Annotated in this window: 18 protein-coding genes, 4 pseudogenes and 1 other annotated feature; of the genes and pseudogenes, 11 read left to right on the top strand and 11 right to left on the bottom strand. The window is 60.2% G+C overall.

Going from position 1 to position 20,594, the window contains the following annotated elements; all coding sequences use genetic code 11:
- Nucleotides 1-62 precede the first annotated feature (62 nt).
- Both RAH32_RS17390 and RAH32_RS17385 read right to left on the bottom strand, forming a co-directional pair.
- Nucleotides 63-1,064 (bottom strand): annotated as a pseudogene (locus tag RAH32_RS17390) (IS481 family transposase).
- Nucleotides 1,065-1,356: 292 nt separating this feature from the next.
- The gene (locus tag RAH32_RS17385) at nt 1,357-2,067 is read right to left on the bottom strand and encodes a hypothetical protein (RefSeq protein WP_306609592.1); all 711 of its coding nucleotides are present in this window, start codon (nt 2,065-2,067) and stop codon (nt 1,357-1,359) included.
- An 873-nt stretch (nt 2,068-2,940) separates the two neighbouring features.
- On the opposite strand from RAH32_RS17385, the gene RAH32_RS17380 reads away from it, so the two are divergent.
- Entirely contained in the window at nt 2,941-4,209 is a 1,269-nt protein-coding gene (locus RAH32_RS17380) for an IS256 family transposase (protein ID WP_306609589.1), read from the top strand.
- 712 nt (nt 4,210-4,921) lie between these two features.
- Nucleotides 4,922-5,641 carry a hypothetical protein gene (locus RAH32_RS17375; RefSeq protein ID WP_306609587.1) on the top strand — a complete coding sequence of 240 codons (720 nt, stop codon included), beginning with the start codon at nt 4,922-4,924 and terminating at the stop codon, nt 5,639-5,641.
- A 202-nt stretch (nt 5,642-5,843) separates the two neighbouring features.
- On the opposite strand, the pseudogene RAH32_RS17370 reads toward RAH32_RS17375, so the two are convergent.
- Nucleotides 5,844-6,040, bottom strand: a pseudogene (locus RAH32_RS17370) (IS5/IS1182 family transposase); the annotation flags it as partial.
- An 832-nt stretch (nt 6,041-6,872) separates the two neighbouring features.
- Here RAH32_RS17370 and RAH32_RS17365 point away from each other — a divergent pair.
- From RAH32_RS17365 to RAH32_RS17340, 6 genes are all read left to right on the top strand, one after another.
- Nucleotides 6,873-8,210, top strand: a complete 1,338-nt coding sequence (locus RAH32_RS17365; protein ID WP_306609585.1) for a DUF7986 domain-containing protein — start codon at nt 6,873-6,875, stop codon at nt 8,208-8,210.
- A 535-nt stretch (nt 8,211-8,745) separates the two neighbouring features.
- Nucleotides 8,746-8,880, top strand: coding sequence for a hypothetical protein (locus RAH32_RS17360; RefSeq protein ID WP_306609583.1), 135 nt, complete (start codon nt 8,746-8,748; stop codon nt 8,878-8,880).
- 98 nt (nt 8,881-8,978) lie between these two features.
- Nucleotides 8,979-9,290 carry an H-NS histone family protein gene (locus tag RAH32_RS17355; RefSeq protein ID WP_306609581.1) on the top strand — a complete coding sequence of 104 codons (312 nt, stop codon included), beginning with the start codon at nt 8,979-8,981 and terminating at the stop codon, nt 9,288-9,290.
- A gap of 140 nt (nt 9,291-9,430) precedes the next feature.
- Nucleotides 9,431-9,640 (top strand): cold-shock protein, encoded by a 210-nt coding sequence (locus RAH32_RS17350; RefSeq protein ID WP_191313410.1) that lies wholly within the window; start codon nt 9,431-9,433, stop codon nt 9,638-9,640.
- Nucleotides 9,641-9,768: 128 nt separating this feature from the next.
- Entirely contained in the window at nt 9,769-9,993 is a 225-nt protein-coding gene (locus tag RAH32_RS17345; protein WP_306609578.1) for a hypothetical protein, read from the top strand.
- A 180-nt stretch (nt 9,994-10,173) separates the two neighbouring features.
- Entirely contained in the window at nt 10,174-10,806 is a 633-nt protein-coding gene (locus RAH32_RS17340) for a DUF2934 domain-containing protein (RefSeq protein ID WP_306609576.1), read from the top strand.
- Nucleotides 10,807-11,286: 480 nt separating this feature from the next.
- Here RAH32_RS17340 and RAH32_RS17335 read toward each other — a convergent pair whose 3' ends face one another.
- The 6 genes from RAH32_RS17335 to RAH32_RS17310 are packed head-to-tail and all read right to left on the bottom strand — an operon-like array spanning nt 11,287 to nt 16,711.
- On the bottom strand, nt 11,287-12,300 hold the full coding sequence (locus RAH32_RS17335) for a TrbL/VirB6 family protein (RefSeq protein WP_306609575.1): 1,014 nt from the start codon (nt 12,298-12,300) through the stop codon (nt 11,287-11,289).
- Nucleotides 12,300-12,920 carry a hypothetical protein gene (locus tag RAH32_RS17330; protein WP_306609573.1) on the bottom strand — a complete coding sequence of 207 codons (621 nt, stop codon included), beginning with the start codon at nt 12,918-12,920 and terminating at the stop codon, nt 12,300-12,302. The genes RAH32_RS17335 and RAH32_RS17330 overlap by 1 nt, the downstream gene beginning before the upstream one ends.
- Nucleotides 12,917-13,891: an ATPase, T2SS/T4P/T4SS family gene (locus RAH32_RS17325; protein ID WP_306609571.1), complete on the bottom strand. Its 975-nt coding sequence runs from the start codon at nt 13,889-13,891 to the stop codon at nt 12,917-12,919. Before RAH32_RS17325 ends, RAH32_RS17330 begins: the two co-directional genes overlap by 4 nt.
- On the bottom strand, nt 13,891-15,381 hold the full coding sequence (locus RAH32_RS17320; RefSeq protein WP_306609569.1) for a TraB/TrbI/VirB10 family type IV secretion system protein: 1,491 nt from the start codon (nt 15,379-15,381) through the stop codon (nt 13,891-13,893). The genes RAH32_RS17325 and RAH32_RS17320 overlap by 1 nt, the downstream gene beginning before the upstream one ends.
- The gene (locus RAH32_RS17315) at nt 15,378-16,091 is read right to left on the bottom strand and encodes a TrbG/VirB9 family P-type conjugative transfer protein (protein ID WP_306609568.1); all 714 of its coding nucleotides are present in this window, start codon (nt 16,089-16,091) and stop codon (nt 15,378-15,380) included. Before RAH32_RS17315 ends, RAH32_RS17320 begins: the two co-directional genes overlap by 4 nt.
- A complete protein-coding gene (locus RAH32_RS17310) occupies nt 16,088-16,711 on the bottom strand; it encodes a VirB8 family type IV secretion system protein (RefSeq protein WP_306609566.1) in 624 nt (207 codons plus the stop codon). The genes RAH32_RS17315 and RAH32_RS17310 overlap by 4 nt, the downstream gene beginning before the upstream one ends.
- A gap of 12 nt (nt 16,712-16,723) precedes the next feature.
- Between RAH32_RS17310 and RAH32_RS17305 the strand changes: the two genes are divergently transcribed.
- Nucleotides 16,724-17,958, top strand: a protein-coding gene (locus RAH32_RS17305) for an IS3 family transposase (RefSeq protein ID WP_306609564.1) whose coding sequence is annotated in 2 segments (ribosomal slippage) — nt 16,724-17,015 and nt 17,015-17,958 — 1,236 coding nt in all. Because the reading frame shifts where the segments join, the coding sequence is not laid out codon by codon here.
- Nucleotides 17,011-17,127: a sequence feature (AL1L pseudoknot), on the top strand. Its footprint overlaps the gene before it by 117 nt.
- Before the next feature lie 40 nt (nt 17,959-17,998).
- Here RAH32_RS17305 and RAH32_RS17300 read toward each other — a convergent pair.
- A pseudogene (locus RAH32_RS17300) lies at nt 17,999-18,236 on the bottom strand (transposase); the annotation flags it as partial.
- Between the two features lie 51 nt (nt 18,237-18,287).
- On the opposite strand from RAH32_RS17300, the pseudogene RAH32_RS17295 reads away from it, so the two are divergent.
- Nucleotides 18,288-19,278, top strand: a pseudogene (locus tag RAH32_RS17295) (DDE-type integrase/transposase/recombinase).
- Nucleotides 19,279-19,283: 5 nt separating this feature from the next.
- Nucleotides 19,284-19,535, top strand: a complete 252-nt coding sequence (locus tag RAH32_RS17290) for a WGR domain-containing protein (RefSeq protein ID WP_306609562.1) — start codon at nt 19,284-19,286, stop codon at nt 19,533-19,535.
- Nucleotides 19,536-19,656: 121 nt separating this feature from the next.
- On the opposite strand, the gene RAH32_RS17285 is transcribed toward RAH32_RS17290, so the two are convergent.
- Nucleotides 19,657-20,160 (bottom strand): L,D-transpeptidase family protein, encoded by a 504-nt coding sequence (locus tag RAH32_RS17285; protein ID WP_306609560.1) that lies wholly within the window; start codon nt 20,158-20,160, stop codon nt 19,657-19,659.
- Nucleotides 20,161-20,594: the final 434 nt, after the last annotated feature.

Here is a 20,594-nt window from a genome sequence, read left to right as displayed (position 1 = left end):
TTTGACGCTTTTTGCCTTAGCGAGTGATCCAAGAAGGCGCAGCGCCTCTTGGCCCATGGCAATCAGCGGAGCGGCACAAAGTGGATTGCCTGGTAGGTGTCACATCCCGCGTGATTGTATACGCGCTTCCTGAACAGCTCCGGCTTTTGGCGTTGCCAGTCCTTGAGGGCGGCGATGGGCGTTCTGCCCTTGAGTGCCGCTTGCGGGAGCTGGCTGTTGTAGAGGTGGACGTAGCGCAGGAGGGTCTGTTCCAGGTCCTCGCCGCTGTGGAAGCGGTGGCTCTGCAGGACCTCCTCGATCCGGCCGTTGAAGCGCTCGACCATGCCGTTAGTCTGCGGCCGCATCGGCGGCGCGAGGCGGTGCTCGATCCCGAGGTCCGCGCAGAGGGTGTCGAACTCGTGCTGTCCGCTGGCGGCGCGCTTGCGCAGGCCGAACAGGCGGTCGGTGAAGGCCTTGCCGTTGTCGGTCAGCGCGCGGGTGATCTTCATCGGGGCCGCGCGGTCCAGATCGCGCAGGAACCTTCGTGCGTTGGCCGCGGTCTGCGCCGGGTAGATGCGCACGAAGACCCACCGCGTGGCCCGGTCGATGGCCACGAAGAGGTAGCGGCGGCGATCCTCGTCGGCCATCTGGGGCAGGTATTTGATGTCGATGTGCAGGTAGCCGGGCTCGTAGGCCTTGAAGGTGCCGTGCGCGGGCTTGGGTTCCTTCGGCTTCAGCGCCCGCAGGTTGCCCGCCCCGTGGCGACGCAGGCAGCGGTCGAGTCCCGAGCGCGAGACATGCGGGTTGAGGAACTCGCGCACCACCGCGAGCAGGTCGTCGAGCGGCAAGAGCAAGGCCTTGCGGAGGGCAACCGCGACGGCCTCCTGCGCAGGCGTCAGCGTCGTCTGCAAGCGGTGCGGCGTGTGGCTCCGGTCGTGCACGTCGTCGCGACCCCGCCATTTCCAGACCGTCTGCTCGGAGATCCCGTAGCGCTCGGCCACCCGCCAGGCCGGTTCGCTGCTGGCCTAGATCGCGGCACGGATCTTCGGCGTCGTCGTCGCCTGCTTGTGCAGAGAGATCAGCATGCTCCCACTCCCTCCCGAACATCGCGCAGGAGCGACCTTGCCATGAACAGGGCAGACCGGCGAGGGTCTATGTGATCATCCGGGATGGAACAGGTAGGTTGTCATTTCAAATGACAATTCTGCCTCGCCCTCTCCACCCAGAAGCCCCTGAACGAGCTGAAGGCCGCCACAGGCGAGCACAACGAATACGCCGCCCTGCAGACTTCCTGGGCCGAATGGTGCCAGGAACACCTCGACATATATTTGGCAAGCGTTACAGATCGCAGTGGATCAGGAGCCTCGAAAACATCTGTCAGGGGATTTCCACATCGGCCAGTTCAGCCAGGTAGAATGACTCGAAGGTGGCGATGGAAAGCGCAACGAATTCGCAGCGGGTGTGCGCATAGCCGCTTTGGCCATCACACCCCGAGACAGCGTCAAACGTGTCGCGTGTGCTTTCCAGGGTGCGTTCATATCGGCTTGGCAGAAATCCATAGCCATCAATTTCAGCAGGAAGAACCGACATAAGGCTGTCATGGAACAGGCGCATGGAAGCAATCACATCGGACAGGCATGATCCTGTCTCCCCATCAACCTTCGTGCATATCTCAAAGGCGACGGATGCACATCGCTGCTCCATCCAACTCCGGTAGCCCATATCCAGCGGCTGAACGGCCTTCAGGCAGGCAATGACGTCCGGCGGGGGGAGTTCGCTCTCGGCATAAGCGGGATCAGAAGCGACCGCTAAAGCGAACCACAGAGAAACTAAGGCTCCCACCATGCCGGGCAAGTCTTTGGCCTTGCGGGTTGAGGTGGTTTTCAGGCACCACAGGCCGATCAGGGCGACCCCAAGACAGATCGTCGTGAGCACACCGCTGTTCGTTGCGGCGCTGATCGCATCAGCGCACTGGTTGCCGTCGGGACAGACATGGCGGCTGTCTGCCAGGGCAGTGAACAAAACAAACCCGAATGCCAGGCCCAAGACCAGGCTGCCGAGGCAAAGTCCCCATGCCAAACCACGCATCCAACCTCCTTGCCGCCAAGGAGGACTATCGACGGTTTCAGTGTCGGAGAAAAGGCAGCAGGCCCCTCCACCTCACAACCGGGCCGCGATCTTCCACCCTCCCCGCCGCCGTGTCATAAAACCTCTCTCAGGCGTAGCACAGCTTCAGGTTAAGTAAGGGGTGGCTGCGGCGCAGCAAAAGCCCCGCCGAAAGGGCGGAGCTTTTGCCAAAACCAGGCACTCGGGACAGTCACTCTGAACCCAGGTACTCGGAAACGCCTGGCACCTTATTGCAGAACAATCCTGTTGGCTGAGGAATTTACGCCCGTCGGCTGTTCCTTGCCGGTTTCAAGGCTCTGGCCATGGCGCAGCAAAAAACCCCGCCCCTTCCCGGGCGGGGTTTCTTGAAACTGAGCGTTTCAATGCCGCAATTCGCGTAACAAAGTCCAGTAATGCTAAACAACGCCTTTCCGTTCTAAAAGTTTCTGAAGATTTAAGTATCTCAGTGACTTGCAACTTAAGGGAGACCTTACCTGTAGGTCAGTGTACCGCTGCCTTTCGAAGCACTCTTTACCTTAGGTTAAGCACGTTTCGAGAAAGCCTCTCCCCGGCTCCTGGGAACTGTGCTTAGATCGCTGTGCAGACGGTCATGGTGGCTTCCTTTTCTCTGACCCGGTGAAGCCCTTGACTACCTCTGTAACCCCCCTCGGTGCAGCATGTCCGGCTCTCACCGAGGGGGTTCGCTGTCTGCTAGCCGGTTTCCCCCCTGCTCCTGCTCCGCGGTCGGCCCTTTGAAACGGAGCTATGCGGGGAAATGGGTGACGGGGTTTGAGAGGGCGGCGTATCGTGGCGGGTGCTGAAGCCTGCCAGAACTTCCAAAAGGAACGATACGCCATGGAGAAGACTACAGACATCATCCCCCTTCGTCAGCCGCAATCTGTTGAGGACCCGCTGACCGAGATCGCTCGCGATGGGGCACGCCGGATGCTGGCTGCCGCGCTACGGGCCGAGGCCGACGCCTTCGTCGCGCAACATGCCGAAGAGATCCTGCCAGACGGCCGCCAGCGGGTTGTCCGGCACGGTTACGGGCCGGAGCGCAGCATCCTGACCGGAATCGGTGCGCTCGACGTACAGCGCCCGAAGGTGCGCGACCGCGCCACCGATCAGCCGGCCGAGAAGAAGATCCGCTTCACCTCTGCGATCCTGCCGAAATGGGCGCGGCGTTCGCGCAGCCTCGATGCCCTCCTGCCGGTCCTCTACCTGCGTGGCATCTCGATGGGGGACGTCCAGGAGGCGCTTGCCGCGATCTTGGGGAAGGATGCGCCGAACCTGTCACCGGATGTGGTCTCGCGCCTGACCGGGGAGTGGCAGCAGGATTACGACCGCTGGCAGCGCCGCGATCTCTCGGCCCGGCGGTATGTCTACATCTGGGCGGACGGTGTCTACCTGCAGGCTCGGATGGAGCCGCAGGCCGAATGCATGCTGGTTATTCTGGGGGCAACGCCCGAAGGGAAAAAGGAGCTCGTCGGCTTCCAGGTCGGCGTGCGCGAGAGCGCACAAAGCTGGCGCGAGCTCCTGGTCGACATCAAGGCACGCGGCCTCGGGGTTCCGCCCGAGATTGCCGTCGGCGATGGGGCCATGGGGTTCTGGAAGGCGCTTAACGAGGTCTTTCCGAGCACGCGCCATCAAAGATGCTGGGTTCACAAGACCGCCAACGTGCTCAACAAGTTCCCGAAATCCATGCAGCCGGCGGTGAAGGCCGACCTGCGCGAGATCTGGCAGGCCGAAACTCGCGCCGCAGCGGCAACTGCGATGAACACCTTTGCCGAGAAATACGGCGCCAAGTACGAGAAGGCAGTAACCTGCCTGACCAAGGACCGCGAAGCGTTGCTCGCCTTTTACGACTTCCCGGCCGATCACTGGGATCACCTGCGCACGGGAAACCCGATTGAAAGTGTCTTCGCTACCGTTCGGCACCGGACCGTGCGAACCAAGGGTGCGCTCTCGCAGAAGACGGCGAAGCTGATGGTGTTCAAGCTCGTTCAGGCTGCCGCCAAAACGTGGCGCCGCCTGAAGGGGGCGAACCAGTTGCCTTTGGTCATCGAAGGCGTCACATTCACCGACGGTGTCGCCGCGAGCGTCGCCGAAAATCGCGCCGCTTGATTAGGCCGCGTCACCCAAACTCTCGCATAGCTCTTTGAAACGCGCTTGGTAGCGCATTAAGCATGTTCCGAGAAACCCACTCCTCTAGGCTTCTGAACTGCTCTAGAATTGCTGTGTCAGCCAGGGACGCGGGCTGGCTTTCCTTCGCCTGTTCTGGGAAGCCCTAAGCCCCGCCCCTGCAAGCCCCCCGGTGCAGCGTGTCAGGCTCCCATCGGGGGGCTTCTTTGTCTGCCAGCCGGTTTCGTCCTGCTCCTGCTTCAGGTCCTGCACAGGCTGTGCGGGGCTTCGTTCTGCCTTCTTCATGTCTGCCGCAATCAGTCGGGGGTTGACTACCCAAGGCAGGGACAAGGTCTTGGACCCGTCCCAAACCCCGGCGAGCAAAGCTCCTTCTAAAATCAACTTAGAGTTGTCCATTTAGATAAGTTGTTGGACGCGTTCCCCTCCGGCATAACTATCCCATCAGCCGAGCGGCCTTTTGTGTTGTCTGTTTTCGAGTTCTCGCCGCTCGGCTGGAAAGCTTCTCCCTCAATCACAGCCCGGCAGCATCGCGCAAGGCACGGTTCATCTGGGTCTGCCAACCAGGGCACTGGCCTTGAACCGGGCCACGACATCCTAGTCCAGGCGCTGGGCACGGCGACCTTCGGACTGAAAGACTTAAGAAACTTTTTGACATGTATACCAAGATGACCGCTAGGAATGAGGCATCCTGATAATGAATAAAGTCTTTTATGGGAAACAAAGGCTGAAATCCGCTCGACAAGCTGTGCGCCTTAATAAAGAATTCACTCATAAGGGCGAAAACTATGATTGCCTCCGAGATTTCTTGGATGATCTTGTTACCACACTTGTGGATCAGCGGCCTGAGAATATCGATGCCGCCAAGGCCTATGTCATCAGGACAATGGGTGTACTTGTTCAACGGGAAGCAGACCGTGCCTACCTGCCTTTTGGATACAAAAACCCATTTGCCCCAGTAGTTCCAGTGGCTCCGCTGCCATCGAAAGAGTCTGTGCAACCCGAGTGGATTTGGCCAGTCGTCAATAAGCCGCCTTCATCATCCGGAAACGGGCTTGATGGAGATGGAATTTTCCGGGCCTTCAGCGCGCTCAAGCTTTTCGGTTATACAGTGGGGAAAACGGAAGGATGGCCGCAGAAGCGAAGACAGCAATTCCTATCCGATTTTATGGAAAAGCGGCTTCCTGCCATCGTCGCAAGCACATTCGGTGATGATTACGGAACTCCGTTGAGTTCGACACGTCTTCGCAAGGTTGCCAATGTTATCGCCTCAAACGCCAGCCTGCGCTATCTACACGACCCTTATCGATACCGAGACGCAATACAAGATTGGGAATCCGACTTGGCGTTCCTCAAAATGAAGTATTACGTTGGCCGCGGGTTGCAATTCCAACCATGGCCAGATCCGAAGGCATGAAGGCAGCCGCAAGATGACCGACCATGTAAAGGGCACCTCGATTTTCAAGCGTTTTCTGACCCGCGGAGCGCTGTCGGAGGCCTAGTTTTGTTCGCCTGATAAGGCCAACCGGCGTCGTCGCCCACTCTGGGGTGTTTGGTGCTCCGCCTGTCAGGCGGAGCGTTTCGTGCTCTGCGGCTTGTATTCCGTGCCCCGGGTCACGCGGAAACAGGTTTAGGCGGCGAAGTTGGCCGAGTCGACGCGTGTTGTAGGCGAAGTTCTTCATGCCGATCTTCGCCTTGTCCGGACAATGCCGCCCCTTCCGCACCAATGTGCCGCCTATGTCGTGGTCTGTGCGCCGAAGATGTGCTCGATCCGCAAACGCATTCTTGATGCCGTTTGGTTGCTTTTCCTGGCCTGCCGGAGCTGCTGACAGGCCCACCGAACCCCGATAGCTCGGCGGGCCGATACTCATCAATCCCTCGGTGCAGGAGCGCCAAATCGAAAAACCTGCCCGGCAGAGCAGGCCTTTTCGGTTCTTGCCTCGTCGGGTGGGAAGCTACGCCGCCGCCGAAATCGCTTGCAGCCATAGGTTGGGATTTAACAATACCATTAGATATTAGGAAACGGCCGTTTGCGAACGTTTACAAAGTCAGGTGTCGTAAATTGATGCTGTTTTCGAGAAGGGCAGGGGGAGGCCTGTTCCTCCTTTCAGCGCAACACTCCTGTAGTCCAAAGCCGTTTGAGCTCAGCCTTTCGGGACGCAGAGCGGGCTTGTGACGACCCCCAGGAAGCGCTGCCGATAGGTAGAGATTACCGTATATAGATGAACAATCCTTAGATTGATCTCTGATCCGCAACTGCGGTCATAAATGCGGCGTAGGCAGCATGCAGGGCGATATTATTGTCTATTTTTCTGGAGCGGGACTGAACAATCCCACGTAACTGGGGCAGATTTCCGGGCAGTGTCGTTCAGGTGGGCCAAACGGCAACGAGTTCCGGGAGAAAGTCGCCGGGCCTACAAGGGCGTGTTCGACTTCGATCTTGCCGCTACCGAGATCAGCGAAGCTCTCGTCGGGCAACATCATGGCTGCCAGATTTCGGAGATTGAAAACGACTGCCACTGCTTCAAGACCAGCTCCGGAAGGGCACTTGCGGCGCTGAGGAATTGTAACACGCTCATTGCAATTCTCAGGTGGCTCGCGCGGCAGCCTTTCGGCTAGAAGATAGCAGTCCAAATTCGAGGGTGGGGATGGCCGAGCGCAACGACATTTCCGATCTGCTGGCATTCATTAGCCGCGAAGGCAGTTGGCGTGAGCGGCTGCAGGACGTCGTGGCCGAACATCTTCTGCCCGCCCTCGAAGAGTTCGAAATGGATCACGATGATCTGGCTGAGCTTCTGGGAGATCAATGGTCGGGCGTGCTCTGGGGCTGCGGGTTTGAGGATTTCCTGTCGCGGACCTATGCCGATGGCAATATCGTCGATCTTTATCTGAAACGGCGCGGCTGGAAGGAAACGGCGTTGAACCGGGAGTATTTCGCGGCACTGGGGGACACGCCGGTCAGCCTCTACGAAGTCAGCAATGTCGAACCCGGCGCCTCGATGATGCTGCGCGATCTGCTCTCCGATGCCGATCCGATCACTGTGCGGGAAAAGTCCGCCTCACGATCGCTGAAGCAATGGGACCGGATCGCTGTCCGTATGGTGCGCGAGCGAGACCACCATGTCATCTCCGGGGCGCTGCTGCCGTTCCGGCAGGAAGCGGTAGACTTCCTCATGTCTGGCCTGCGCGATGTTCTGAAGGTGAAGAAGCGCGATGCGCTGCACCTGAGCCGCGATCAACGTCTGGGCTGCGCCCCGATCTTCACGACGGCTTGGCTGATCACCGAGATCAACAATGCCTTGTCGCCGGTGCTTCCCAGCTTCTGCAATTCCGATGGAGACGAGGTGGTGTTCCACGATCTGCGTTTCCCGCTGGCCAGTGGCGTGACGCAGAAAGCCGTGGCTGCGGAGCTGGACAAGGTCAAAGGCTTTGCACCGGAAGGCGGCAAGTTCTGGAACTGGCTCGCGCCCTCCAGGCGCGGCAGGCGCAAGGCCAAGGGCCTCATGCTTGATACGCAGATAGAAGGCGCCACGGTATTGGGCTCTCTGGAGCTGAAGGGAAAGGGATTGCTGGTTTGCGTCAACTCTGCCGAGCGGGCCGAGAAGATCAGGACGCTGGTGACGAACGCCCTCGAGGACCGCATCAAGCAGCCTCTCACGACCATTCGGACAGTCGAGCAGATGATGGCTGATCAGCGCCAGGCAGATGCGGAAAAGGACGCTGTCGAAATCCCACCAGAGATCGCCCAACAACTGATGTGGGACCATCTGGACCGCCATTACCGCGAAACGCTGGATGCGCCGATCCCGGCCTTGGGTGGCAAATCCCCGCGCCAGGCGGCCCGGACGCCAGCCGGACGCCAGAAGGTGATCGAATGGCTGAAGTATCTTGAGAACCGCAGCGCCGGCCAGGCGGAAGGAACCATTGCGGATTATGATTTCGGCTGGATGTGGGAGGAGTTGAGCTTGGCCGATTACCGGAAGTGATCCCTGCCGACCGAGGTTGCCTATATCATCGGCTCGCCTTCAACCGATCGGCAGAGTGCCTCCTGGTGCGCCCAAGGCTTGTCGCTGGAAAACCTGTCTGAGCCGAGCTGCCCGGAAATCTGCCCCACTTACCAATCCCAAGGCTGAGAGCTGGGCTGATTAGACCGTTGAGCTCTCCGGCAGGGGGACGGCCAGCATGCTCTGTCTTTATGCCCCAATGGCAATCCCGCACCGGGGCTAAAATGGGGTTACAAACTCGCCTGGCCAAAGCAGTTCACCACCAATGCAAAACAGCTCGTCGCCCTGGATGTCCTGGTGATCCTTGCTGGGGGCTACAACATCATTCCCACCGAACGGGATGTCTATAATCCGGATCTCTGACAGGATGATGCTCTGTTCTTGCCGCAGGTTCGAAAAGCCTATGCGTCTCTTCTGAAACAGGGCTGGTGTGACGCAATGGCGGCAATCCATCCCGACAAGCCCGTTTATCCCTTCTGGGATTATCTGCGTCAGGCCTTGGGAGCGGAATGCCGGATTGCGGCTCGATCACCTGCTGCTCTCGCCCGCTTTGGCAGCACAGCTCAACGATGCCGGCGTGGACCGGGATATGCGAGCTCAGCCAAAAGCCAGCGATCATGCGCCTGCCTGGATCGTGCTCGACATTAGGTGATCCAATTTTTTCGTTGAAGATCAGTCATACTCGGCAGATGAGAGGCTTTCTTGTCAGGAAATGTTTCTGTATTGCGACAGGCATCTAAGGAGATCATCATGGATATCAACTATAATGAGCTGTCCCTTGAGCAGCTGAAAGAGATCAACAAGAAATCCGCAGCCGCCATTGCCGATTTCGAGAACCGCCGCAAAAAGGACGCCATCCAGAAGGCAACCGAGATCGCAAAGGGCGCCGGCTTTGCCTCGCTCGAAGACATGCTGGCCGCTCAGCCCGCCAAGCAAAAGGCCGAGCCGAAATACCGCCATCCGGAAAACTCTGAGCTGACCTGGAGCGGTCGTGGTCGAAAGCCCGGCTGGATTGCCGAGGCTCTGGAAGCCGGAAAGTCGCTCGAGGATTTTGCGATCTGATGGTTCGCTCTGACTTTGGGGTATGCGCCAAGGGAATGCGCATGCCTCAACCCGAACATCCGGCTGGGATGATACCTGCTAAACTTCTTCCGCTGCGGCCTGCCTCAGCGTTCAATGATTTTCTTCCAAAAGGGTCCATCATGGCCACAGGCACTGTAAAATGGTTCAATGCCACCAAAGGGTTTGGCTTCATTCAGCCCGACGACGGCGGGCAAGATGTCTTCGTGCATATCTCGGCGGTCCAGCGTTCGGGCTTGGCCGAGTTGGTCGACGGCCAGAAGGTGTCCTATGACCTGGAGCGTGACAAACGCTCGGGCAAGATGTCGGCCGGCAATCTGCAAGCAGGGTGAGCGAGAGTGCCGCCCTTCTTCATCATCCCGCTGCTTCTGGTGAGGACTCACGACAGGGCAAGGTCAGGCATGTTGCCTGGCCTTTTTTCATGATCGACTGCTCAGCAAGGCCATAAGGGAGACCAGGAATGACCGAGAACCGCAGTGACGCACGTCTGAAGGCCGAGCTTGTCTTCGGCAAACTGCAGGCTCCACCTTCCGCACGTGATCGTGCCTTCGAGGAGATCAACGCTGTTCGGGCGGCGGGGGCGGAAAAGGTCCAAAGGCTTCGGGAAGCGCGGCTGGCCAGGGAATTGCAGGACAAGGCCGCGCTGAAGGGGCCGTCAGAACCTGGGGTGCCCGAAACATCCTGAGCACGGTTGCAGCACAGGCAACCCCTTGCAATTGCCCTTCGCAGATGGAGGACTGCTGCAGACAATGTTGGCAAGCTGGCGGAGGCATGTCACCCCCAAGGTCAGCCGACCTGAACCTGTCCTGATCCGAAACCTGATCCAACGGCCACACGTTGTTGATCGCACACACGAGGATTCATCATGATGGAAGACCGCACACGGCGGATCGAGGAACGCGCCCATTCCCTCTGGGAGATGGAGGGCCGGCCCCATGGCCGGGACGCGCAGCATTGGCAGCAGGCGGAACGCGAAATCGACGCGGAAGACGCGGCCCGAGCGTCCCTCACCTCGGCCGACACGGCCACGAAGGGCCGCAAGCCAAAGCCGAAGGCTGCAGCGACAAAAGCCAGAAAGACCGCACAGGCAAGCCAGGGACCGGAAGCCGGTCCGACAGTGGATGCTGCCACGGAGGAGCCGGTCAAGACCCGAGGCCGCGAGCCGAAGGCTGCGGCAGGCGACGAGCCTGCAGCGCCAAAGGCAAAACGCGGCCGTCCTCCCAAGGCCGCAGCTGAAACCCCGGCGGCGGCATCAGCATCGGGCAGGGGCCGCAAACCGAAAGCGGCCGCTACCGAGAGTGGCGAGGCGACAAAGGCAACCCGAGGACGCAAGGCAAGGGCTGCGTCAGAGGCTGGACCGGTCGGTGCAGCGGCAGACAGGGAGCCCGCGCCCCAAGACTACACCACTCCGGACGAGGCCAAGGATCGCAGCCCGGAGCCGGATCTGGACACGCAGGTGTCTCCAGAGGCCGCAGGACCCTCTCAGACGACCGAGTAAGATCCCGTTCCGGCTGCCCCCCTGGATGGCCCTTTGCGCCGCAAGGCTGCGCAAAGGGCACTGGTCGAGCAGTCAAGTTCAGTGTCGCTGACCTTCTACATTGTCCCTTCTGGCAAGGCGCTGCTGGCCGCAGACACGGCACGTGAGCGTCAAATGTCGAGACCCAGGTCCAGCACGCGAACAGAATGGGCCAGTGCTCAATCGAGATATAGTCTTCCTGTTTTGCTGCCACTTCGGCAATGCGTTCCAGCACCAGTCTCCCTTTGATGCAAGAAAAGATATCTGGTAGCTATCGAATATCATAAGAGTATCGCGAAAGAGATTGTGAGATCGACCGGCGCCTGTTTACAGGATGTCCCTGCGCCCTTGTACAAGGCCTCAATGCCCATGCTGAAGAACGTCAATTATTGGCCTAGATCAAGAAGAGCTTTGCTTTGCTAGTTGGGCGCCTGACCGACTTTTTAGCGCATAGATCGTGTCTCAATATTTCGCACTTCGTTCGGCTATTCGGTGCGCCAGATTGCGCGATCCTGCCAAGGCAAGTTCACCATAGTTTGCCCCCTGTTGCATCGCCTTCTGTCCAACGAAAGCGGCGGCGCGCGCCGGAGGGCTGGCTGCGGCCGCATTTCCGGCGAGAGATCCAGCCGCCTTCGCGCCGACCGCCGCAATAGCGGCTTGCGTGGGCGTGACGGACATAATCATGCCGCTCAAGGAACTGACGATCATGGGGATGCAAAGCGTGCAAACGGTCATGATGACCATGCATGCGATGAACGGGATGAAGTCGGAAACACTTTCCGTTATCGATGTGTCGAGAGAGGTCATGTAGCCCGAGACAATGCGGATCAGCCCGCCGAGCATGATGGCCGTGACGAGCGGATAGAGCATGTAGCTGACTGCGCCTTGGAGCCAACGGTTGAAGTAGTCCTTCGTGACCTCGAACATGCTCAAGGCAATGAAGATGGGTGCGATGCCAAGATAGATCGTCACCATGACCTGACCGAAGATCAGCAGAAGCGCGGCCAGGGCGGCAAGTGTGCCCATGCTGGTAAAGATCAGCACGCTCATGATTGCACCACCCATCCAGCCCATCGGCTCCATGACCTTGTTTGCCTTGTCGGAAAAGGAGGTGATGAAGTCATCCATGGCACCGGCGAGATTATTAGAAGGCACTTCGCCACCTCCGAACTTTCCGAGCAGATTGGCGGCAATGCTGTCCACGCCGCCTTCAACGGCACTGGCGATCAAGTTGAACTGGCCCCAGACCAACCCGATACTGCCTATCGCGATCAGCTTGATAAAGGTGACGACGATCTGCCCGGCCGACATGGGCCGGTATTGCAGAACCATGTTTACGCCGAGCATGACCACGGCAAGCGTCGCCATCGTTGCAGTAAGCGCTCCCATCCCATCCAGCACAGCCCCGAAGCTGGATTGTGCTACATCGTCAAGCTGGCCTTGGGCGCGACTGACGAACTCCTCGATGACCCCCATCAGTAAACCCCCTGCGCCTTGCAAAGCTTATCCACCTCGCGCGTCAGGCGACTACGATCAGAATTGGCATAATCTCTTACCCATGCGCTGCTTTCGTCACTTGGCAAGGTCATGAACCGCGTTTCCAATTCCTCCAAGGCAGCATCCCAAGTTGGGAACCGAAGTTCGCAAGTGCATTTTCCGCCTGTCGCCTCAATGCTTGCTGCGACCTGATGGATATAGGCACTTTCCAGAAAGCGCAGCGAGGCGGCACCCTGGATTGCCCGATGTTCAACCTCGGGTGCGCGGTAGGCGGCGCAGCCACCACGCGTGGTATAAGCACCACCGCGTGGCGTTCCACCACCGTCATTCGAGAAGGTCGTGTAGCCCGGCTGCCCCGCAGGATCATTCGCCTGGGCCGAGTCCACCCGCATGTCGCTTTGTGCCTTGGACGGGTCCAATGTGACCGAAGATCCGCCAGTGCTGAAGGAGAAGGTCAGGTAGCCAGCTTCTTCCATTGCCTCACTTGGCATGGTCATGGCGGCAGACGCTTCGCTGTCGCCATTCGATAGGATCATGGTGCCACCCGCCAAAGCCGCAGCACCCGAAACAGCCAGAATACCCGTAATCACCCATTTCATGCCGCGTCTCCTATGGCCGGAATGTAAACCTGCGCGATGCCGCGCGTTTCCCCAATTCGTCCCGTCTGAACAATCACGTCGATGGTGCGAAGGATATAGTTTCGCAGATCGTTGTAGCTCATGCGAACATCCGAACGGCCAGCGGCAATCGCCAGCCGGTCAAGCGCCAGTTCCGGCGTTTCCGCATGGATCGTCGTCATCGAACCGCCATGCCCGGTGTTGACGGCTTCGAGGAAGGTCATGGCTTCCTTGCCCCGCACCTCGCCCACGATCAGGCGATCCGGCCGCATCCGCAGCGTGGCTTCCAGAAGCATGTCGGGCGTCCTGGTGTTGCCGCCCCGATCGGCAATGAGAGACACCGTGTTCGGCTGGTCGGGGAACAGCTCGCGGGCGTCCTCGATGGTGATGATCCGTTCGTCTTGCGGGATCATGGAGATGATCTTGCGCAGTGCCACCGACTTGCCGGTATCCGTGCCGCCCGAGATCAGGATGTTCAGCTTGTGGGTCACGCAGAAGCGCAGCGCCCCCATCAGGTCGCCCGCCTCGATCAGTTCGGCAAGGCTGGCGTTGCGCCTTTTCCGATCCGCATCAAGGGCCACCTGCTTGCCATGCAGGAACCGCAGCTCGATGTCCTCTATGGGCAGGGCGGCAAAGAGACGGAAGGACAGGGCGGCTTCCTGCGGCGTGGCAGGCGCAAGAACCGCCTGCGCCCGGATCGGGCGGTCATTATAGGCCACGGTCGCGGAGACAAGCAGTTTGTCGCGCCCGGTCTGCGCCTGGTTCTCGCCCGCGATCTGGTTGGCAAGGGAATGGCCGAAGCCCGGTTCAACCCTTTCCCCGGTCGGTTTCATATGCACGTCGCCGCGCTTCAAGACCCAGATGCTGCGATCCGGGTTGACCGAGACTTCAATCGTGGCCGGATCATCCAGCCACGACTTGAAGCGGTCCAGCTTGTGAGCTAGCCAACCCATCACAGGATCTCCAGGTCGCGATCCACCATGATCGTCACAAGCGAGCCCTGCTTGATGGCAATGGTCGGCTGGCGGTTCAGGTAGCCATCCAAGGCGCTGGAGGTGGCCTCCATCATGTTCTGCGACATGGCTTCCGCCACATCCGATGTGCTGTCGTCGTCGTCATCAGCCACGGCAATCGCAGGCGCGAGGCCGATCAGGCTGATCAGCGCGGCCGAGCCAAAGCGCGCGCCGAAATGAGTGTTCACCACCCCGCCCAAGCCCGAACGGCCAATGGCGTCACCTCCATAAGCCCCGATTTCCACCGTCTGGTTGTCGGGCAGGATGATCCTGTTCCAGACGATCATCGCGCGGCGCTGCCCGAGGTCGGTGTTGTCGTTATAGGCCCCAATCACCCGCGACCCGCGCGGGATCAGGATGCGCGATCCGTCATAGGAATGAACATCCTCCGAGACCAAGGCGCGGATCGCCCCCGGCAGGTCGGTGTTGATGGCGGTTTCCAGCACCGCCTGGATCATCGTGCCCTGCAGGACCGTATTGGCCGGGCTGGCAATGACCTTGGCCCGCTCCACTGGCGCCCGCGCCGCCTGCTGGCGGGCAAAGCGTTCGTTCTGGCTTTGGTTGCGCAGGTTGGGGTCTAACCCTTCCATGCCGGGCATGGCCGCGGCCGCCTCCATCGCACCTGGAACGCCTGCCGCACCGCCGCCGCCCGAAGCACCGCCACCAAAGGCGATTATAGGCGAGGCGGCGCGGGCACGGTAGAGTTCTTCGGCCTCACGGCGGCGATCAACTTCCCCGTCCACCATGCCAAGGTCCGGGTTTCCGCTGGTGATCCGCGCCGCGTCAAGCTGCGCCTGAAGCTGCGCAAGCTGCCGGTCGCGGTCGGCAATCATGTTGGCATTTTCAAACTGCATGGAGGTCATCGTGTCCTGCAACTGGCTGACCTGTGCCAAGAGACTGTCGATCTGAGGGTCATTGCTGACGACCGGCGCGTCCTCGACCGGCGGCACATCGTCTTCTACGGTGATTTCCACGTCCTGCTGCGGCTGCTGGCGCAGCCGCTCGATTTCCGCCTCCAATGCCTCGATCTGCGCCAGCATCCGGGGATTGGGTTCAGGCTCACGCCGCGCGGGCAGGGGCATCCGGGCAAAGGGTTCCTCGTTCGTCTGGAACGCGGCAGGTTGGCCGGTCGGCAAGGTCGCTTGCGCAGCCAAGTCAGCCTGCGGCCAGAACATCACGGCGATGAACAGGGCACATGCCCCGCCCAGGGCGGTGCCTGCCAGAAGCCTGCCTTTTCCACCGCCAACCGTGCCGCGCCGGTTGTTGGCCCGCGCCTCCTGCACCTCTGCTGCAAGACGCGCGGTATCGTCCTCAAGATCAGGGGTGCCCTTGGGAGCATTGTCCTGATCGCCCTTACTCTGTTCGGCCTGGTTCTGATCCGGTTGGGTCTGATCCGGCTGGTTTTGTTCGCTCTGGTTCTGTTCGCTCATGGCCGGGGGTCCAGTCGCTTGATGACGGTTTCAGTCGAGGCGATGCGCAGCACCCAATAGGGGCTGATGCCGCTCACGCGGATCGTGCCGTCAGGCAGGGTTGTGCTGTTGACGGTGCGTTCCGGCCCCGACGAGGTTTTGAAGATCGCCGGGAGCTGTGCGCCGCGCGGAAAGCGAAAATAAGTAAAGTCGCCATCATCCCAAACCTGCAAGGGCAGGGCGGCATTGCGCTTGCTGGCCGCATAGCCGCCCCAGGGCGTTGTCGGGTTCAGCTTCTTGTTCTGCGGCTCCCCCGCCGCCGTGCGGGGCGCCTGCGCGCTCACGCCACCGCCGAAGCGGACCACATAATCGGCCCGCGCGCCCACTTCATTCAGATGCAGGTAGTAGGCGCGACGGTTGGTATAGACGGTCATGTTGGTGGACCCGCCCGCGACGGTCGGCTTGACCACCAAGGCCCGTCCGCCCGGAACACCGTCGAAGTTGAAACCCTCGGTATCGCCCGCGACGATGCTGACAATTTCCTCACCGGGGCCGAACTCCACGGAGGTCACGCGCATCATGCCCACATTCACGCGGTAAACCTGCCCGTCCTGATACACGGCATTGCGGACACGCGAGTCATGCCGCCCGGCCGAGGGCGTGACTTCGGCCAGAACCGGACCCGCCCCCATTGCCGCGCCAAGCGCGGCCGCGATCAACCATCCTTTCATTGCGCTTCTCCCTCGTCGCGGAACCGTTCGGCGGCCACGCTGTAGTTGCTGACCGTGAAGCCGAAGGGGTTGGACCAGACCCCATCAAGGCTGCGCAGCGTCGAAGGGTCGTAATCATAGGCCAGCGTGACGACGAAGGTGCCCTCCGTCACGCCGTCGAGCGTGGTCAGGCGCTTGGTGACACGGGCCTGCGCACGATTGTTGCCAATGTCGGAGATCGAGGACACGGCCACGTCGATGCGGGCGTTTTCCCCGTAGATTTTGGGTGGAAACTCCGGGTTTTGCTCATTCCAGAGATCCTGCAACGACTTTGCGGCCTGACCCGTGGAGCGGGCAAAGACGCCCTCGATACGCAGGTCATTGTCAAGTTGGTTGTAGGTTTCCCGGTCGCGCACATAGGCATAGACCAGCGACTGCATGACCGCCTCGCGTTCCGCGAGGCTGATCGTGCCGACATTCGCCATCGGCAGCGCCGCACCCGTGGTCGGATCAAAGGGCACCAGGGCAGGAGGCGGCTTGTCGATGAAGAGGGCCACCATGGCCGCAGCCAGACAGCCGGCGACACCGAAGCCCGAGGTGACATGAACCGCCCCGGGTTTACCGGAGAGTAAAACACTCAAAGGATGAGCCCTATGTCAAAGCCGAGATTCACCCCCGCCTATCCGGCCGAGCTTCGCGAACGCGGTGTTCGGCTTTTCCGAGAGAACCGTGGCGACTATGCCAGCGACACGGCTGCCTACAGGGCGATTGCGCCGAAGCTTGGCTGTTCGCCCGATAGCCTGCGCGTGTGGTGCCAGCAGGTCGAACGTGATGCCGGTCAGCGCGGCGGCCTGACGAGCGCGGAGAAGGACCGGATCAAGGAACTGGAGCGCGAGGTCCGTGAATTGCGCCAGGCCAATGAGATCCTGAAGAAGGCGAGCGCATATTTCGCAGCGGCGGAGCTCGACCGCCCGTTCCGCAGATGATCGCGTTTATCGATGATCACCGTTGTGTCCATGGTGTCGGGCCGATCTGCCGGGTTCTGGGGATCGCACCATCGACATTCTACAGCTTCAAGGCTGGGGAGCGAGACCCCGCCCTGGCATCGGATCGGGCCAAACAGGATCGCCTCGACCTGGCTGCCATCAAGGAGGCCTTCGATGACAGCCGGGGACGTTATGGCGCGCGCAAGGTCTGGCACCAGTTGCGCCGCGAAGGACGCGAGATTGCCCGCTGCACCGTCGAGCGGCTGATGAAGACGATGGGATTGCAAGGCGTTGTGCGCGGCAAGAAGGTGGTCACGACCAATCCCGCTACCGCCCAGCCATGCCCGGACGACAAGGTGAACCGGGCCTTCAAGGCAGACATGCCGAACCAGCTCTGGGTCAGCGACTTCACCTATGTCTCAAGCTGGCAAGGGATGGTGTATGTCGCCTTTGTCATCGACGTCTTCGCCCGGAAGATCGTTGGCTGGCGCGTCTCAACCTCGATGACGACCGGTTTTGTTCTCGATGCCCTGAATCAGGCCATCTGCCAGAGGGCACCATCCGAAGTTGACAAGCTGATCCATCATTCGGACCGCGGCAGCCAGTATCTGTCGATCCGATACACCGAGAGGCTGACTGAGGCAGGCATCGACACCTCGGTCGGCAGCGTCGGGGACTCCTATGACAACGCTCTCGCCGAAAGCATCATCGGCCTGTTCAAGACCGAGGTCATAAAGTTCCTCGGACCGTGGAAGTCCGTGGGTCAGGTCGAATGGGAAACCCTGAAATGGGTCGACTGGTATAACAAGACGCGCCTGCACAGTGCCATCGGTTACGTCACGCCGAACGAAGCAGAGGAGGCCTTCTACGCAAGCTTGAACGCTGACGAAAAAGCAGCCTAATCATTGAACCACAAACTCTCCGGTAAACCCGGGGCGGTTCACGGAGCTTCGGGATCTCCAGCGTGATCCGCCCGGCCCGGGTGTCCCAATCGCGGTCGCGGTTTTCCGTTGCGCTGAACCTCCCGCAGGGCCGTTCGCGCCCCCTTGGCAGCCCCGGTCCGCGCCTCAACTTCGGCTTCCATGATCCGCTCGGCCGCAAAGGCCAGCATCTCGCGCACGAGATCGCCATCAGCCTGCTTCTCAACCAGCTCGATTAGCGCCATTCTGTCATTGGTCATCGTCGTCTCCATTCCAGGTTTCAGGTCTTGCAACCCAAACCTACTCCGAAGATCGGCGATGACCGCCAGCGTTACCTACGGACGCGCGGCTCGCGCTACGCCAAAGGCTCCGCGCGCGGCCTCCTACACCACCACATGGGACACAGCCCCAAGTCCGTTGCGAAGTGGCGTAAGCGCGCAAGGGTCGAGGATATGAAGACCGGGCCGTCGGAGCCGCGGTCCACCGTCCTCACTGAAGCCGAAGAGGCGATGGCCGTGGCATTCCGGCGCCATACGCTTTTGCCATTGGATGACTGCCTTTATGCCCTGCAGCCATCCATCCCTCACCTGACGCGATCGGCACTGCATCAGTGCCTGCAACGACGTGGCATCTCGCGCTTGCCTGATGTGGAGGGCGATAAGCCGGAGCAGTCGAAGTTCAAACGCTACCCCATAGGGTTCTTCCACATCGACATTGCCGAGGTTCAGACCGCTGAAGGCAAGCTGTATTTATTCGTCGGCATCGATCGCACGAGTAAGTTCGCCGTGACCCAACTTGTCGACAAAGCCGACAGGAAGACGGCCTGGGAATTCTTGCAGCATATGCTCGAAGCCGTGCCCTACCAGGTTCATACCATTCTCACCGATAACGGCATTCAGTTCGCAGAGCAGCCTCGGAACAGGAATACCATCTACTCCCGGCCGATGCGCTGACATGATCTGCGAGGCCAACGGGATCGAGCACAGGCTGACCAAACCCAACCATCTATGGAGTTTGGAGGATCAGACAACAATCCAGTGGACTGTTGTCCCGACAAACGGCTAGGTCGAGCGGATGAACCGCACAATCAAGGACGCGACCGTCAGGCGCTTCCATTAGGACAGCCACGATCAACTGCGAATGCATCTTGCGGACTTCATGGCAGCCTACAACTTCGCACGCAGGCTGAAGACTTTCGGCGGCCTCACCCTATACGAATACATCTGCAAAATCTGGATAGCAGAGCCGGATCATTTCATCTTAAATCTGATCCACCAGATGTTGGGACTGAACAATCTCTGAAGCTCATGCAGACCTACCTTGAAAAGCATGTTCCCGCGAAGAATGTGGCCCGCTTCTACCGGTTGGCCGTGCTGCCCAATCTGTTTGGGGAATGGACACTCTACCGGGAATGGGGCCGGATCGGGCGGGGTGGCCGGATCCGATTGGACTGTTTTGCCACCCATGAGCAGGCCCTAGCCGCCTTGCTAGCTCTGGAATCCCGCAAGCGGCAAAGAGGTTACTGGGTCGAGCCGCAGCAACTGGCCATGTTTGGGTGAGGGATTAACACACTTGGTCAGCAGGCAAGCAGGTCCTAAACCACCTGGCCGCGGGATATGCGAAATGCTGTCGGCTCCAAGAGCCACTTATCTATATCCCAGCCGATAAGGTGAGCTATCCTTATGGCTTGATGAAGATTGGTGTGCCAGGCTGCACTAAAGCGAAGATCTCGGCCATCTCGCGATCGGTGACGGCGGCGCAGCCCCGCGTCCAGTCGCGCGGCGGGTTCTGCACGCGGGGTCCGCGGCCGTGGATGAAGATGTCGCCGCCCGGATCGCGGCCAAGCGCGAGGGCGCGCGCCCGGTCCTGCGCGTTGGGATAGGAAATTCCCAGCGACAGGAAGAAACTTGATCCGGGATTGCGATGGGTGATGTAATAAAGCCCCTCGGGCGTGCGGCCGTCGCCTTGGTGCTGCTTGTGGCCCGCAGGGTTCGGTCCCAGATCGACGCTGTAGGATCGAACAGCCTTTCTGCCGCTCAGCAGGTAAAGCGTCCGCGAAGACTTGTCCAAAAGCAGCTGGGTAACCTGCAACCGCTGCTCCGGCCCTGACGGATCGACATTCGCCACCGCGGGCAATCCCAGAGATGCGGCCAGCAGGAGGAATGCGCAAAACGCCTGTTTCATGGTGTCCCTCGTTCCGTTCTTTCCGGCTGTTGCCGCCGGTCAAAAGGGATACGAGGAAAGGGTTAAGATTATTCCCGACCGTCAGAAAAATCTCTGATTCACTCCACTGCAAGGCGGAGGAGGATCGGAATGGCAGTGGGTCACACGCACGGACTTTTCGGCATCTGCCCGCGGTCGCTCTGCTGCCCTCCTTATCCTGTGGGCCGCTGTGCAGGGGGCTGACAGCCGAAAGACGCTCCAACATTGGGGAAGGGAGCATGATGGCGTAAGGGCCGCTGGCGACTCTCTGTGAGGCGCTGCGGCCTGTCTCGGTCAGTGTGGTGTCCTTCCGCCTTCCTTCCTTTTCCACCAACCCATGGTTTTGCGTCCTGCCGTATAGGGTGCTGGCACCGCTTCTCACGGGTAGCGCAGCTAGGGGTTGAACAAGGGGCTGG

It is taken from the genome of Paracoccus yibinensis (genome assembly GCF_030846195.1).
Taxonomy (GTDB): Bacteria; Pseudomonadota; Alphaproteobacteria; order Rhodobacterales; family Rhodobacteraceae; genus Paracoccus; species Paracoccus yibinensis.
This window is presented reverse-complemented; position numbering and strand designations above follow the sequence as displayed.